The following is a 15,684-nucleotide window of genomic DNA, read 5'->3' on the forward strand; positions in this document are numbered from 1 at the left end:
TGAACCCTATCGGGTTCTTTCCCACCTTTAATTTATAAAACTATCCAAAATTCTTCGCGTCTGCTTTTTCGAAAACGTCCTTTCTCTGGGAAGAATGCTCTTCGGAGAAAATTTCGCCGTCTTTCATATTCACGATTCTGGAAGCGTAACCTGCATCGTAAGACGAGTGCGTTACCATTGCAATCGTAGAACCTTCTCTATGGAGTTCTGCAAGGAGATTCATTACTTCATTTCCATTGGAGCTGTCGAGGTTTCCGGTTGGCTCATCGGCCAAAATTAATTTTGGTCTTGTTACCAAAGCTCTTGCAACCGCTGCTCTCTGTTGTTGACCTCCGGAAAGCTGCTGTGGATAATGTTTTGCCCTGTGAGCGATATTGATTTTCTCCATAATCTCTTCCACTCTTCTTTTTCTTTCCGAGGAAGAAACACCGTTGTAAATTAATGGCAATTCAATGTTTTCGTAAACTGTCAATTCATCAATCAGATTAAAATTCTGGAAAATGAAACCGATATTTTTCTTTCTGATCTCTGATTTTTTCTTTTCAGATGTTCCAATAGTTTCAACCGATTCAAATTGGTAAGAACCTGAAGAAGCGCTGTCCAAAAGTCCAAGAATATTAAGAAAAGTGGATTTTCCACAACCGGAAGGTCCCATTATCGCAACGAATTCGCCTTCTTTGATTTGCAGGCTTACATTGTTAAGCGCATTGGTTTGGACATCTTCAGTTTTATAGACTTTTGAAAGGTTTTGAATGTTTATCATTGTAGTATATTTTTTTAAATTATGATTCCGAATTTTTTATTTTTAAAGTCAATGACTATTGTTTTGTCGAGGAAAAAAACATTTCCCATTACTCCGTCGAGCCCCTGTTGTTCAAAGGAAAAGTAATCTTCGTCTGTAAACCAAAACTCTTTGGTACTGAATGACGATTTTCCGATGATCACATTTTTATTGGTTTCTATTGCTTTTACAACCAGAGGATTATTAAAATTTCTGATATTAAAGTTTTCAATAATTTTGGATGAATCAATTAAGTCTTGAAAATTCTTTTTATAAGAAACTATTGGAAAAATACTTGCGCCCGTATCATACTGAAAATGATACACTTTGCCATCAATCTCTACCGGAAGAATCGGTTTATTATTGATAATCTTGATGTCAACAAGATCAATTTTTTTAGTGGTTTTTAATTGTTCACTTACAGTTATTTTTTGGTTAGGAAAATCAATAATCAGATATTTATTTTGAAACAAATCTGCTCCTACAACACCGCAAGCTTCCTCCTGTTCGAAGTTCAAAAGCCCGTTAAGTTTATAATTCTCAATTTTTAATTTTCCAACACTGAAATTCTGATGATCGACAGTGAAAACTTTGTGTCCGGCTGCTTCCATTGCTTCTTCTACTTTCTTATTTTTAATGAACTCTGTTTTTTCAAAACATTTATCATAGATTAAAGTCGTATTGGCGCCTAAATCAAATTGAAACCGATACGTTTTGTTTTCGATAGTGAAAGGCACGCTCATTGCGATTTTATCAACCAATTTCCCGTTAATAGAATCTTTTTCCCATTTAAAATCAATACTTTGCCCTTTAACAAAAAGACCTATAATGACTGTAATTAAAAACAATAATCGATTTTGCATTTTAGTTTATTGATTGTTTAATTATTGTTTCCAGTTTTTCACCGTGTAATTCAGACTTGTATTTTTATCCAGTGACAAAGAAACGTCTTTCCCTTCTTCGATCCCGTCGATTTTCCCTTCTGTTTCCCAGTTTCCTTTGGTTAATTTGAATTTCAAATCAGGATAAGTTTTGAATGTAATTTGTCTGGTTGTTTCACCGGTTTTATTAAGTTTAATTATGTTAGGATTCCAATTTCCGATGCTTGACTGATTACCTGTAATATAAACATCACCGCTGTTTTCGGGAACATTTACCGTTAAATTCACTTCGTATTTTACATTAGATAAACCCAATTTTGTTCTCACTTTTTCGACACTGGTTTCATCCAAAACATTTAGCAATTCAGGAACAAATTCTTTAAACGACTGATATTTTTTACGGTTGTTTTCATACACTTCCATTTTCTTTTCAAATTCAGGAATCAGAACAAAGGAATAGTCATTCATATGTTGTTTTCGTAAGCTTTCAGCCAATTTCTGATTGCCATCAGCCAACGCAATTCGGATTTCTCCTGTTCTCACGATATGCTCGGCAACACAAGACGGCCAGTAAGAATAACCGTGCATCGCCATCTTATCAACAAGAGCCTCAGACATCAGATTACTGCTCTTGTTAATCCTGCCTTCATATGGGCCCAAATGCTGATTGACAAACGAATGACCGAACTCGTGCGTGATTAAAAAGTTGAGCGTTTCCGGATGATTGAAACCAAATTCTTTATAATCCCTGATATTATTTTTCTTTTCCAGCGGAAGATAAGGACTGCTGATCATATTAGCAATCTGCCCTTTGTCAGATTTAATCATTGGGCCGTTGCCGTGCCAGAAGACCGGAATATTAGGCATAATATCCAACGGATTAATCCAGAATCTGTAAGCCAGAAACTTCTCACCATAATATTGCTCCATTTTAGCCATATAGCCAGCCGGAATATTTTTTCTCACTTCATTTTTTGCGCCTTCTATAAAATGACTTTGGTTTTTGAAGAATTTTCCCAGATTTCTTTCGATGTAAAATTCTCTCAACTGTTCGGCGAATTTTTCCACTGCTTCTTTCTTTACATTATCATTCTCTTCAATCGGAAAAGCGTAGCCTTTTGCAGGAAAAATATTGTGCTTCAGTAAAACCTGATAAGTCAAATCCTGTTGCTGGCCGGCAACCTGCAGATAATCCTGCATCGCTTTGATAATTTTCGAATTATCATATTTTTCCATTTCCCTGTTCGCCAAATCAGCCAAAGGCAAATGACCAATATCTGCTTTTCCATCGATGTAGAAAAGCCTTCCCTGATGCTTCGCTACAAGATATTCGACAATGGAATACGTGGCGATATTGGGATTGAATTCCACATCCACTTTTGATTGAGATTTCAGATTCACCGTCAATAAAAACATCATCAAAGTCAAAATGCTTTTATTAATCATCTTTAAGGTCTTCATTTAATCTGAGTTTTCTAAGTTTATCGTTTATTATTTTAAATTGAATCGATTGTTCCTCCAGAACTTCTGCTCACAGAAAATTTAATTCCTGACAATGTTTTATACCTGATTTTAGCTAATGAACTTGCAGAAGCGGTTAGTTCTTTGGATATACTTAGATGAACAGAGGAAGCCGACCCAGCCGTTACAATTGCTTCATGAATATCAGCTTTTGTAGCCGTAATTTTAGATGCCTGTTCGGAACTGATGATTGCTTTAGCGATTTTTCCCTGGATATCTACCGTACTTCCGGATCTGGTATTTAGAATAAGACTTTCAGTATTCATTGTTCCCTTAACAGCACCCGCAGATTGTGTTGTAATAAGGATTTTTTTTGCATTAGAATCTCCGAAAATTTTTCCCGCGCTTTCTACATCAAACTTTTCAATCGTAAAGTTGTCTTTAATTCTTACTACAGAAGCTGTTTTTGCAGTTACCGATGTTAGATTTTTCGCATAAACTACAATTTTGGTATCCACATTCTCCATGGATTGTCCTCTCTTGTAATCAATCTTCAGGACTTTATTTTTCACGCTTATTTCCACAAAATCAATATAGTTACTTTTAATAACCGCCTTTTCTTCGTTAGATTTTACCACTTCTATATCAAATACCATTTCAGAATCTATCGAATCAAAATGTTCTAAATAAATCGTTTTTGTTTCTGTTTGAGAAATATTGGCAGTCTGTTTTTGTGCCGAAAAACATGTCAGTGGAAACACTATAAAAGTTACTAAAGATAATAATGTTAGAGTTTTCATATCTGAGTATTGTTTTTAGATTAAAAGCTTGTTTTCTATTTTGTTTTGAATTTTATAATGGTTTTCTGTAGCGGATAGCCATCTTTTGAAATAAATTTATCCCCATTTATCACAAATTCATATTCTGTGTTGGGTTTCATTTCCACCTGAAGTTTGATGCCTTTATTTTCATTGATATACCCATCAAATTTTTTCAATGGAAAATGTTCTTTACCCAGGCTTCCCATTGAGAAAGAAGAACCATTTCCTGTCATTTCCTGATCAAAATTAATGGTGATTTCTTTTATTGAAGAATCAACGTCGTTTTTATCTCTAATTTCAGGGAAAACTGACAAAACTTTTGGGATAAACATCTGCATTTTAGGAGCAATCTCATTATAGAAAGCAATGATTTCGGGATAGAAACTTTCCAATGTAGGATATTGTTTTCTGTTGCTTTCGTAGGTTGCCAGCAAATTTACCAATTCTTTAATCCACAAAAATTTTCTTTTTTCCTGCGCAGAAACTTCTGTCTCAATATCTTTTTGAGAATAATGATTATCAATCATATAACGAATCACCACGGCTCTCACAATGCTTTCGTTAATCATAGTTTCCCAGTCGCCGTAAGCCTGATCTTTCAGTTCATTTTCTATTAATCTGTAAAGTTTTTGAGCCGAATTTTCCAGTTTAGATCTATTACCATTCAGTTCCAATATATAATTTACAAAAGAATGGTTGAACTCATGAATCAGCAAAGGTTGATATTTGCTTTTTTCAAACCTTGCATTTCCTTCTTTATCGAAATTTGATACCCCTATAACTGCATTTACAGTTGTGTTCTGTTTTTCAGGATGAGTTTTAATTCCATAATTGGTATCTCCATTTCCGTATCCTAAAATAATCTTGTATTCTTCATCTGCATCTTTTCCATAAAATTTAGAAAACCAACCCTGATTGAAATCAGACAGGATAGAGTTTTCATATTCTTTTTCTGCCTTTTTATAATCTTCTGAATGATCTTTGAAGAACTTTTGGAAGCCAGACTGTTTATAAAACCGATTCAGTAAAGAAACAAACTGCCTGATATCAACCTGTTCCCATCTTTTATCCAACGAATTTTCTTTTTCTTTAATTAAACTGAATTTTCCGTTTTCAAATGACAGATGAAGAGCCATGGATATTACCGCATCATAACCCAAACCCTTGTTTCTGTTTTTCTGGATAAACTCGACAATTTCTGAATTTTTATGACGATCAAAATACGTATTAATATCCGCTACATATTTTTTATTATCATCTTGAGTGTATTCATCCGCGCCCGCCAACCGGAAAACAAGACTTACAATTTCTATCCTCTCATCTACTTTGGGCATTAATTTTTCCTGTGAGAAACTCAGTATTGAAATCACCAGCATACTTAAGCCCAAAAGTTTTTTAATCATTATCATATTTATTTATTTTTGAATATCTAATAATTCATATTTTTTCAATTCAGAATAATCCGAAATAATGACAGACTCGCCTTGCTTCAGTCCGGAAACCACTTCATAATACAGAGGATTTTCTCTTCCCAGACTGATGTTTCGCTTTTCAGCTTTGTTATTTTTCACTACAAAAATCCATTTTCCATTCGTGTCTTTGTAGAAATTCCCTTTCGGAATCATCATACTTTGCGTATCGGCAGACAATTTCAGTTTCACGCCGAAAGTCATCCCGATTTTCAGGGTTGAAATTTTTGCATCGATGAAATTCAGTTCCACAGAAAACTGTCCGTCTTTCACTTCCGGAAGAATCTTCGTGATAATCACTTCATATTCTTTTCCATTGTTGTCAAGCGTTCCTTTGATTCCGTTCGTTAATTTATTAATATAGTATTCATCCACTTTTGCGACCAACTTGTAACCGCCCATCAAATCGATTTTCCCGATGCTTTCACCACTTGTCAGATTTTGTCCGAGAGAAATATTGAATGACGATAACCTTCCCGAAGCCGGCGACATTATCAGGAAATTATTTTTGTTGGAACGAAGAATATTCAAACTTTTTTCCATCTGATTAATGGAATTATTGATGGCTGCAAACTGGGCATTTCTCGAAAGCTTCTCATTGGAAGCTCCTTTTTCAACAATTTGTTTTCTGTCTTTCTGATAATTCAGATTTTGTAAAGCAATATCATAATCGGTTTTCTTTCCGATTTCCGCATCGTACAATCTTTTCTGAAGATTAAAAGTCTGCAACGCCGTATTATAATCATTCTGAGACTGTAATAATTCTTTATCCTGACTGAATTCCTGATTCTTTAACTCCAAAAGCGAACTTCTCATCTGGCTGATCTGCTGCATAATCCCCGTTTCCTGATTCAGGTAATTAAATTCCGTATTCGGATTGTAAACTCTTGCGATAGGTTGTCCTTTTGTCAGCATTTGTCCGTCTTCCGCAAAAATTTCTTTTACTGCGCCACCTTCCAAAACATTCACAAGAGAAGAATTAAGAGATTGCGTCTGTGCAGTTACCATCAACATATCTTCGAATTTTCCATTCGTCACTTCATCAATCGTGATATCTTCTAATTTTACATTATACGTTTTTTTCTGATTCAAAAAATACCATCCGAAAACCGAAACCGCTAATGCAGATATGATGATGATTGAGACAAATTTTAGTTTAGATTTCTTTTTTACTATTTTCGTATCCATATTTAGATAACTATTTTACTTACAGATAATTACACAATGCAGATGCCACAAATTTATAATCTTGTAACACTCTGTAAATGTGATTAAATATAATTTTATTAATTTTAAAACTGTTCATTATCGGACACTTTTTGTACGGAAACGGACATATTAATTATAAATGATGAATTATTAATTGTAAATGATAATTTCATACGACAAAATTTACAAATGATGAATACAAACTATGGCTAAAAAAATAAAAAACACAGAAACTTCCGATAATCAAATAGAATTTTCGAACGAAAAATTGTTAACGGATTTATCCCACTTAATAGAGCAAAGTCGCCAACAAGTGGCGATGCAAGCTAACAGTACGCTTACTATTTTGTTTTGGCAGGTTGGTAAACGTATCAATGATGATGTTCTGCAAAACCAACGCGCAGAGTACGGAAAACAAATTTTGCCGACAGTGTCGGCAAAATTGGAAAATCTATATGGCAGAAATTTTACAGAAAAAAATATACGAAGAATGGTCAGGTTTTCTGAACAATTTCCAGATATTGAAATTGTCGTTCCACTGTCACGACAACTGAGTTGGTCACATTTTATAGAACTCTTCTCATTAAAATCAAATAATGCAAAAAAATTCTATGCAGAATTAGCCATTAATGAAACCCTTGGCGTAAGAGAACTTCGCAAACAAATCGCCAACAAAGCTTTTGAACGAACCGAAATTGCCAATTTACAATCGTCTCAAAACGAAAGCTTCCCTACCAATACTTTTAAAGACCCCTATTTATTGGATTTTCTTGGATTGCAAAACGACTATTTAGAAAAAGATATTGAGACTGCTATTCTCCACGAATTGGAAAATTTTATTTTAGAATTAGGGAAGGGATTTGCTTTTGTGGAGCGTCAAAAAAGAATGATTATAGACGGAGAAGACTTTTATCTTGACCTGTTATTTTTCCACCGTTCACTTAAAAGACTGGTTGCCATCGAACTGAAACTTGGGAAATTTCAAGCTAAATATAAAGGACAGATGGAATTATATCTGAAATGGCTCAACAAAAACGAAAAGCAAGAAGGCGAAGAAACCCCGATTGGACTAATACTTTGTGCTGAAAGCAGTAAAGAACAGGTTGAACTTTTAGAAATGCATAAAGACGGAATTATGGTTGCCGAATACTGGACAGAATTACCACCTAAGAAAGAACTTGAGCGGAAATTACATTTAGCCTTAATCGAAGCAAAAGAACGTTTTGAACGTAAAAAATTGCTGTAAAAAAATATTAAATCAAAAAATGCGAAAAAAAGAAGCTCATATTTTAATTGTGGATGATGACGAAGATATTTTGTTTTCGGCGAGAGTCTGGCTCAAAAAGTTTTTTACGGAAGTGAGCTGTCTCAGTCAGCCCAAGAATATTCTGAAATTTTTATCCGAACAACAAGTGGATGCGGTTCTTCTGGATATGAATTTCCGGAAAGGTTTTGAAAACGGACAAGACGGATTGTATTGGATGCAGGAAATCAAAACGCTGGAACCTCAGCTTCCTATTATTTTGATGACTGCTTACGGCGAAGTCGAATTAGCCGTTGAAGCCTTAAAAAATGGTGCTTCCGATTTTATTCTAAAACCCTGGAATAACGAAAAACTGTACGCTTCCGTAAATTTGGCTGTCGATATTTCCCGAAAAAATAAGAAGCTGAATCAATGGGAAAATATCAGCATCAAAACCAATCAATATCAATTGGAAACCCAATCTCCGGCAATGCAGGAAGTGATGGATCAGATTGCCCGGGTTTCTGCAACCGATGCCAATGTTTTGCTTTTGGGAGAAAACGGAACCGGAAAATATGTTTTGGCAGAGCACATTCACGAATTGTCGGAAAGGAAGAATCAGCCTTTTGTTCATATCGATTTGGGAAGTCTTTCGGAAAATCTTTTCGAATCGGAATTATTCGGTTATAAAAAAGGAGCGTTTACGGATGCGCATCAGGATTATGCCGGAAAAATCGAAAATGCCGAAAACGGAACCGTTTTCCTTGATGAGATCGGAAATCTTCCGCTTCATCTCCAAACTAAATTGTTGAGTTTGATTCAAAACAGAAAACTGTCGAGAATTGGAGAAAGCAAAGAACGAATGTTGGATGTGAGATTCATTTTTGCAACCAATGAAAACCTCAAAAAAGCCGTTGCTGAAAACCGTTTCAGAAAGGACTTGTATTACAGAATCAATACGGTTGAATTGAATATTCCGAGTTTGAGAGAACGGATTGAAGATATTTCAACTTTAGCTGATTATTTTTTAGAAAAATACAAACAGAAATATCATAAACCTGATTTGGCTTTAAATGAGAATTTAATTTCTGAATTAATCCATTACTCCTGGCCTGGAAACATCCGTGAGCTCGACCATTGCATCGAACGAAGCGTAATTCTTTCCAATGAAAAAAATCTTAAATTGCTGATGCCCCAAGATGAAGAATCAGAAAATACAATTGTGAATCTGAACATCGAAGAAATGGAAGAAATCCTGATTAAAAAAGCATTGAAAAAGCATCGGGGAAATATTTCTCTGGCGGCGGAAGATTTGGGATTGTCGAGAGCAGCGTTATACAGAAGAATGGAAAAATTTGAGCTTTAATTTTAAAATATTTAGAAGTTAAGTAAAATATTTCAACTTAAAATTCTTAATCAAATTGATTTATCAATTCTTAAATTTAGAATCAATGACTTCTTCATTTCTTAATGTTTAAATAAGAATAAACAAGCTTATTGAAATTAAGAACTTTAAGGAAAGTATATTTATAAAAAACTATGAAAAAACAACAGTTTTTTTGGCTGATATTTATTCTGCTTTCGATTGTCAGCGGGATTTTTGCTTTTGATTTTTATTCTCAAAATAAATGGATCAATTGCGTTTTGTTTTCATTGGTCGGTTTGGTCTGCATTATTTTGGCGCAGACCCCGGCTTTGTCTTACATCCAGAAAACAGAAAAACTGCTTTTGGCGATTCAGAAAAAGGATTTTTCATTGTTTCCAAAAACTGAGGAAAACGGTCTGGTTGATAATGCTGTGAAATTGTATTATCAAAGTAAAGAAGAGCATCTTTCGTTATCATCTTACCAACTATTGTATGAGGAAATTTTGAATCAACTCGAAATAGGTTTGATGATTTTGTCAATGAAAAATGATGATTGGGAAGTTTTTTATGTGAATCCTATTTTTCTTGAAATTTTAGAAATCCCAAAGTATAATTCGTGGAATCTTTACGAAAATAAAGCGCCCGATTTCTACCAAATCATCAAACAAACGAATTACGAAAACTCTCAGGAATTTTTTGATATTTCGATTAATGAAAATACAAAACAATCTTTTTCATTAAGGACGAAAAAAGTTCAGAATGTAAAAAACCGCTTTTGCATCATCAGTTTAGAATCGGTTCAGAAAATTATTGAACAAAAAGAAAAATTAGCCTGGAATAACCTAATGAAAGTAATTTCCCACGAACTTCTGAATACTTTAACGCCTGTTAACAGTCTGATTCAGAATCTTGAATACATTGCCAATCAGGAAATTATCGAAAAGGAAGACCAGCAGGATATGAAGGAAAGTCTGATGATTATCAATTCAAAATCAAAACAATTACTGAATTTTGTGGATGATTACCGACAGGTTGCCGAACTTCCGAAACCTGTTTTTAAAACAATTTCTATATCTAATATTGTAGAATCTTCACTCAATTTTCTTAAGCCTGAATTTGAAAAAAAACATATCACCATTATCAATTCATTGGAAAATCATCTGATTTCTGCTGATGAAAAGATGATTGAAAGATGTTTAATTAATCTTTATCTCAACGCTATTTACGCTGTTTCCGATAATGTTGAAAGAACAATTAAAACCGAAATCAAAACTCACAACAAACGTATCATTCTAAGCGTGGAAGATAATGGAACCGGAATCTCAAAGGAAATTCAGGATAAGATTTTCCTTCCGTTTTTCACGACAAGAAGCAATGGTTCCGGAATTGGTTTAACGCTCAGTAAAAGTATTATCGAAGCCCATAAAGGCTACTTGAATTATAAACCGTTGGAACAGGGAAGCCGGTTTGAGATTTGGTTTGTGGAATTATAAAACTCTTTAACCGAAAATTTTTTAAACATTCAACTGTTTCTCGTCATAAAAGAAATCTGCAATATTCAATTAATTGACTGTTTCATTACTTGATTTTCTTCACTTCCGCCTATATGGAATGAAGCCCAATCCATAAAAACAAATCAGAATATCATCTGCCCCGTCGCCAGTAAAATCTCCGATAAATTATCCTGACTATCAATATAAACGTTGTGGGTTTCTAAAATTATGATAAATATTTCTCAAATTGCAATAACAGCCGCTATATATGCTTTTACATTAAATTTTTATTAAAATTCAATCATCTACAAGCAACAATATTCTATTGATTTTCAGATAATTAAATACAACTAACATAATTAACAATATCTTATAAAGCCGTTAACAAACGTAGCAGCAATCATTTCCAGAAAAAGCTTTTTGGAAATTCTTCTTCTGTAATGCCTTGAAAATCTTTTTTAACCACAAAAAAAGATTATTGTTCAATACATATAATTCACCCAAAAGTGTATTGTAATAAGTTTAAAGTTTAGCAAAAGGCTTTATAAACAAGTGAAACATTAACAAATCCAAATTAATTTTTTTTGTTACATTTGTTTAAATAATTTAATTTGTTTTGATAAGTTTTTATTTATTAATTTAGATAACCAAATTATAAAACATTAAAAATCACCTCATGAGAAAAATAATTCTACTATTTACATGTTTGTTCGGTATTTCGGTTTTTGCACAGATTAAGGTGCTGAAAAACGAGACTTTAGTGGAAATTGGTAAAGATAATTCTGTAGGTTTATATAAAAAAGACGATAAGTTTACGATTAATTATCAGGATCTGAATACGGCAAACCTTAATACGTTCAGGTCTTTTGCATTTCAGAACCTCAACAAGGACGTTTCAGGTCTTTATGAACTGATTACCAACGGATTTATTGATGCTCCGGAAAGCAATATCGTGCTGGAACTTCCTAATGATATTATTGAGCTTCATTTTGAAAAAAACTTTGGGCAACCTACTGTACAGTTTATTCAATACATCAACAAAAACAGAAAATATGTAGGAAAATCCCAGTTTCTTAATAAAAAACAGGTGGATAAAATATTCGGAAAATCAAACGGGAAAGCAGCTCTGTATGAAAAACCTGCTACGATGAACAATATTCACCCTTCTCCTCAATCCCAGAGCACCGCATCAACAGCGGCTCCGGCGGCTACAAACCATAACAATAACAAGGATAAAAAACCTAAAAAATAATTTATTTACAATATAAACTGAACTCATTCATCCGGATGAGTTTTTTTATTTTATTTTTGCAAAAAGATCATTCAATCATGTCTCTTCAAATAAATAACCTAACCAAGAAATTTGGTGAACAAACGGCGCTGAACAACATTACTATTTCTATCGAAAAAAATGAAATTATCGGGCTTTTAGGACCCAACGGAGCGGGGAAATCTACTCTCATGAAATCCATTGTCGGAACCTTAAAAATTGATGAAGGAGAAATTATTTTTAACGGCAAAAATATTATTGATCACGAAATCGAAAGCAAAAAGAAAATAGGTTTTCTTCCTGAAAACAATCCGCTTTATCTGGAGATGTTTGTAAAAGAATATCTGCAGTTTGTCGCCAACATCCACAAAATCTCCGACTCAAGAGTGGATGAAGTGATCGAATTGGTGGGGATTACTCCTGAAAAATCTAAGAAAATCGGACAACTTTCCAAAGGATATAAGCAAAGAATTGGTCTCGCGCAGGCGATTATTCATCAGCCGGATTTATTGATTTTAGATGAACCAACAAACGGTCTAGATCCAAACCAGATTCTTGAAATCAGAAATGTGGTGAAAGAGATTGGCAAAGAAAAAACAGTTTTACTTTCCACACACATTATGCAGGAAGTGGAAGCACTTTGTACAAGAGTAATTCTTATCCATAAAGGAAATATTCTTCAGGATTGTAATATTGAGGAATTTAAAGGGAAATTTGACAGTCTGGAAGAGGCTTTTGCACATTATACACAGAATATTGAGGTTAAGATTAAGGCTGAGAATTAATTTTTTAAAATCATTATAATATGAATTTAAAATCATATTCTTTAATTTTATTATTGTACTTCTTTTCTTCAACAAATATTTTTAGAGCCCAAATAAGTAAACAAGAAATTATTCAGGCAGCAAATTCTATTGATAGCAAGAGGCATCACGAATCGGAGCTCTTTCAATTAGGACATTCAACCATTGAGCGTGAATATTTGGCAACTGATATTGCAGAAAATAACAATAAAAGAACTGAAACAGTAGCTCTAACCTACCATTGGCGTTTTTATCCTGATAATTACGTAAAAATAATTGTTTATTTCAAGAACGGTATTCCTATTCAGGTTTTAAAAGAGAAAAATGCTACATTAACATCTGAGTATGAAGATCATAAAAAGAAAATAATCAACTCATTGACTAAACTTTATATTTTTGATTGGAAAAATTGGAAAGTTGAAAAAGAAGTAATAAACAACGGTGGTCTATTATTAGAAAATAATATCAGTAAAGAAGAAATTGAAAGCATTATTAGTGGAGCTAAATAGAAATTATAATCAAACTCCATTTTTGCTCATTAATTGGCTTTAAATTTGATAAAAATAAAACATCACAAATAATAAAAATATGATTAAAAGACTATTATTCGGAATCTTTTGTTTAGCACAATTTTCCTTACAGGCAGCTAATTCTAAAAGTCCTAATTTAAGATCCGGCGATAAAACAGAATTTGTCCAGCAGGTACCTAAAACGGTTATTATTAAAACAAAAAAATTCAAAGTAAGAATAGATAAACAGCCTAATGGAAATTATCTGTATCAATCTTGGGGAGCCAATACAAAGATTACAGCAAAACCAGCGATGATTATCAGTAATGGAGAATTGGTACCGGACGGAACAGGAGGAAATTATTATTTCGAATTCAATAATAATGGGACTCTTTATCAGGTTTGGAGAAACTATCTCACCGATTCTGCGAAAAAAGCACCTTACACTTTAGTTGTCATCAATAATCAGGGGGATACCATCGTGAGACAAGATGCCTACGTTGTAAAAAATTAATTTTAAACAAAAATCAAATAATAATTCCTAATTTCACGATTAGGAATTTTTTATTTACCGCAAAACATCATGGAATTTACACTTAAAGCAAATTTAATCGATATTATTTCAAGAGAAACTTTTCCGGCCGAAATTAGAGTTTCAGACAAAAAAATTGCTTCCATAACAAGAATCGAAGAAACTTTGGATACTTACATTCTACCCGGTTTTATCGATGCTCATGTACATATTGAAAGCAGTATGTTGGTTCCTTCAGAATTTGCCAAAATTGCAGTAAAACACGGTACAGTCGGAACCATTTCAGATCCTCATGAGATCGCCAATGTTTTGGGAATTTCCGGTGTAGAATATATGATTAATAACGCAAAAGAAGTTCCTTTTCATTTTTATTTCGGGGCTCCGTCTTGTGTTCCTGCAACACAATTTGAAACGGCAGGAGCCGTAATTGATGCAGACGATATTGATCAGCTTTTAAGCAGAAAGGAAATCGTTTATCTGGCTGAAATGATGAATTTTCCGGGTGTGATTTACAAGGATGAGGAAGTTTTAAAGAAGCTTCATTATGCCAAAAAGCACGGAAAACCAATCGACGGTCACGCTCCTGGATTAAAGGGTGAAGAAATGAAAATGTATTTTGATGCCGGAATCTCTACTGATCATGAATGTTTCGCTTATACAGAAGCCCTTGAAAAGCTAAAACATGGTGTAAAAATCATGATCAGAGAAGGAAGTGCTGCCAAAAATTTTGATACTTTAATTCCATTATTGAAAGATTATCCGGAACAAATTATGTTTTGTTGTGATGACAAACATCCTGATAACCTCATTGAATCTCACATCAACGATCATGTAAAACGTGCTCTGAAAGCCGGTCATAATTTATATGATGTTTTACGGGCGGCTTCTCACAATGTCATAAAACATTACAATTTACCGATTGGTTTATTACAGGCTGGCGATCATGCAGATTTTATTGAAATTAATAATGTTGAAGATTTTACTATTTTAAAAACTTACATTCAGGGAGAATTGGTTGCAGAAAATGGTCAATCTTTCATTCCATCAGCTGAATCCCCAATTGTTAATAATTTCAACTGTAATTTAAAGCAACCATCTGATTTTAAAATCAAAAATGAAGGTGATACAATTCGTGTCATAGAAACTTTAGATGGTCAGTTAATCACAAAAGAAATACATGCAGAATCTCTAATTATAAACGGTTTTGCTGAATCAAATCCTGAAAAAGACATTCTGAAAATAGCAGTTGCCAATCGTTATCACGATGCACCTGTTGTTACCGCTTTTATTAAAAATATCGGTTTGAAAACAGGAGCTATTGCTTCATGTGTCGCTCATGATTGCCATAATATTGTCGTAGTCGGAACGAATGATGAAGATATGTGTAAAGCTGTCAATGCTATTATTAAAACTAAAGGAGGAATTTCTCTGGCAACCGAAACCGAAGAAATGATTTTAGAATTGCCCATTGCAGGAATTATGACCAATCTTCCGGCGGAAGAAGTAGCTGAAGCTTATATAAAATTAGACAGACGTGCAAAAGAATTGGGGAGTAAATTAAGAGCGCCTTATATGAGTTTATCTTTCATGGCTCTTTTGGTCATTCCTGAATTAAAACTGAGTGATAAAGGTCTGTTTAATGGGAAGAGTTTTGAGTTTACAGAGGTTTTTATTAAATAAATGATGCCTTACATCTCTCGTCAGTTCGAGTATTTTTTCGTAACAAAGTGAAGAAAAATGTATCAAGAACTAGTGAATGATAAAAAAATAAGTCCTAAATTCAATAACTTCTCGATACGATTTTTTTCAAAAATCTACTCGAAGTGACGACCAACATATCTTAATC

14 protein-coding genes are annotated in these 15,684 nt (G+C 33.6%); 8 read left to right on the forward strand and 6 right to left on the reverse strand.

Translation table 11 applies throughout. The annotated features are described in order from the left end of the window. Positions 1-40: 40 nt before the first annotated feature. The 6 genes from BUA89_RS20310 to BUA89_RS20335 are packed head-to-tail and all read right to left on the reverse strand — an operon-like array spanning position 41 to position 6,601. Positions 41-763 carry an ABC transporter ATP-binding protein gene (locus tag BUA89_RS20310; protein ID WP_072963166.1) on the reverse strand — a complete coding sequence of 241 codons (723 nt, stop codon included), beginning with the start codon at positions 761-763 and terminating at the stop codon, positions 41-43. A gap of 14 nt (positions 764-777) precedes the next feature. After that, positions 778-1,644: an aspartyl protease family protein gene (locus BUA89_RS20315; protein ID WP_072963168.1), complete on the reverse strand. Its 867-nt coding sequence runs from the start codon at positions 1,642-1,644 to the stop codon at positions 778-780. A 21-nt stretch (positions 1,645-1,665) separates the two neighbouring features. Continuing rightward, positions 1,666-3,123, reverse strand: a complete 1,458-nt coding sequence (locus BUA89_RS20320; RefSeq protein WP_072963171.1) for a DUF4932 domain-containing protein — start codon at positions 3,121-3,123, stop codon at positions 1,666-1,668. Positions 3,124-3,158: 35 nt separating this feature from the next. After that, the gene (locus tag BUA89_RS20325; RefSeq protein WP_072963174.1) at positions 3,159-3,923 is read right to left on the reverse strand and encodes a GIN domain-containing protein; all 765 of its coding nucleotides are present in this window, start codon (positions 3,921-3,923) and stop codon (positions 3,159-3,161) included. 35 nt (positions 3,924-3,958) lie between these two features. Further along, positions 3,959-5,347: a DUF4932 domain-containing protein gene (locus tag BUA89_RS20330; RefSeq protein WP_178362481.1), complete on the reverse strand. Its 1,389-nt coding sequence runs from the start codon at positions 5,345-5,347 to the stop codon at positions 3,959-3,961. A 12-nt stretch (positions 5,348-5,359) separates the two neighbouring features. Next, positions 5,360-6,601 (reverse strand): efflux RND transporter periplasmic adaptor subunit, encoded by a 1,242-nt coding sequence (locus tag BUA89_RS20335; RefSeq protein ID WP_072963177.1) that lies wholly within the window; start codon positions 6,599-6,601, stop codon positions 5,360-5,362. Positions 6,602-6,827: 226 nt separating this feature from the next. Here BUA89_RS20335 and BUA89_RS20340 point away from each other — a divergent pair, with 226 nt between their 5' ends. The 8 genes from BUA89_RS20340 to ade all read left to right on the forward strand — a co-directional run bounded on the left by BUA89_RS20340 (position 6,828) and on the right by ade (position 15,518). After that, positions 6,828-7,868: a PDDEXK nuclease domain-containing protein gene (locus tag BUA89_RS20340; protein ID WP_072963180.1), complete on the forward strand. Its 1,041-nt coding sequence runs from the start codon at positions 6,828-6,830 to the stop codon at positions 7,866-7,868. A 19-nt stretch (positions 7,869-7,887) separates the two neighbouring features. After that, a complete protein-coding gene (locus BUA89_RS20345; protein ID WP_072963183.1) occupies positions 7,888-9,231 on the forward strand; it encodes a sigma-54-dependent transcriptional regulator in 1,344 nt (447 codons plus the stop codon). 173 nt (positions 9,232-9,404) lie between these two features. Then, a complete protein-coding gene (locus tag BUA89_RS20350; RefSeq protein ID WP_072963185.1) occupies positions 9,405-10,724 on the forward strand; it encodes a sensor histidine kinase in 1,320 nt (439 codons plus the stop codon). Between the two features lie 676 nt (positions 10,725-11,400). Continuing rightward, positions 11,401-11,976, forward strand: a complete 576-nt coding sequence (locus tag BUA89_RS20355) for a hypothetical protein (RefSeq protein WP_072963189.1) — start codon at positions 11,401-11,403, stop codon at positions 11,974-11,976. A 77-nt stretch (positions 11,977-12,053) separates the two neighbouring features. Next, a complete protein-coding gene (locus BUA89_RS20360; RefSeq protein ID WP_072963354.1) occupies positions 12,054-12,779 on the forward strand; it encodes an ABC transporter ATP-binding protein in 726 nt (241 codons plus the stop codon). A gap of 20 nt (positions 12,780-12,799) precedes the next feature. Next, positions 12,800-13,306, forward strand: a complete 507-nt coding sequence (locus tag BUA89_RS20365) for a hypothetical protein (RefSeq protein ID WP_072963193.1) — start codon at positions 12,800-12,802, stop codon at positions 13,304-13,306. 79 nt (positions 13,307-13,385) lie between these two features. Then, on the forward strand, positions 13,386-13,820 hold the full coding sequence (locus BUA89_RS20370) for a hypothetical protein (protein ID WP_072963196.1): 435 nt from the start codon (positions 13,386-13,388) through the stop codon (positions 13,818-13,820). Positions 13,821-13,889: 69 nt separating this feature from the next. Further along, complete coding sequence (gene ade, locus BUA89_RS20375; RefSeq protein ID WP_072963200.1) at positions 13,890-15,518, forward strand: adenine deaminase; 1,629 nt, start codon at positions 13,890-13,892, stop codon at positions 15,516-15,518. Positions 15,519-15,684: the final 166 nt, after the last annotated feature.

Source organism: Chryseobacterium arachidis, from assembly GCF_900129245.1.
GTDB lineage: Bacteria > Bacteroidota > Bacteroidia > Flavobacteriales > Weeksellaceae > Chryseobacterium > Chryseobacterium arachidis.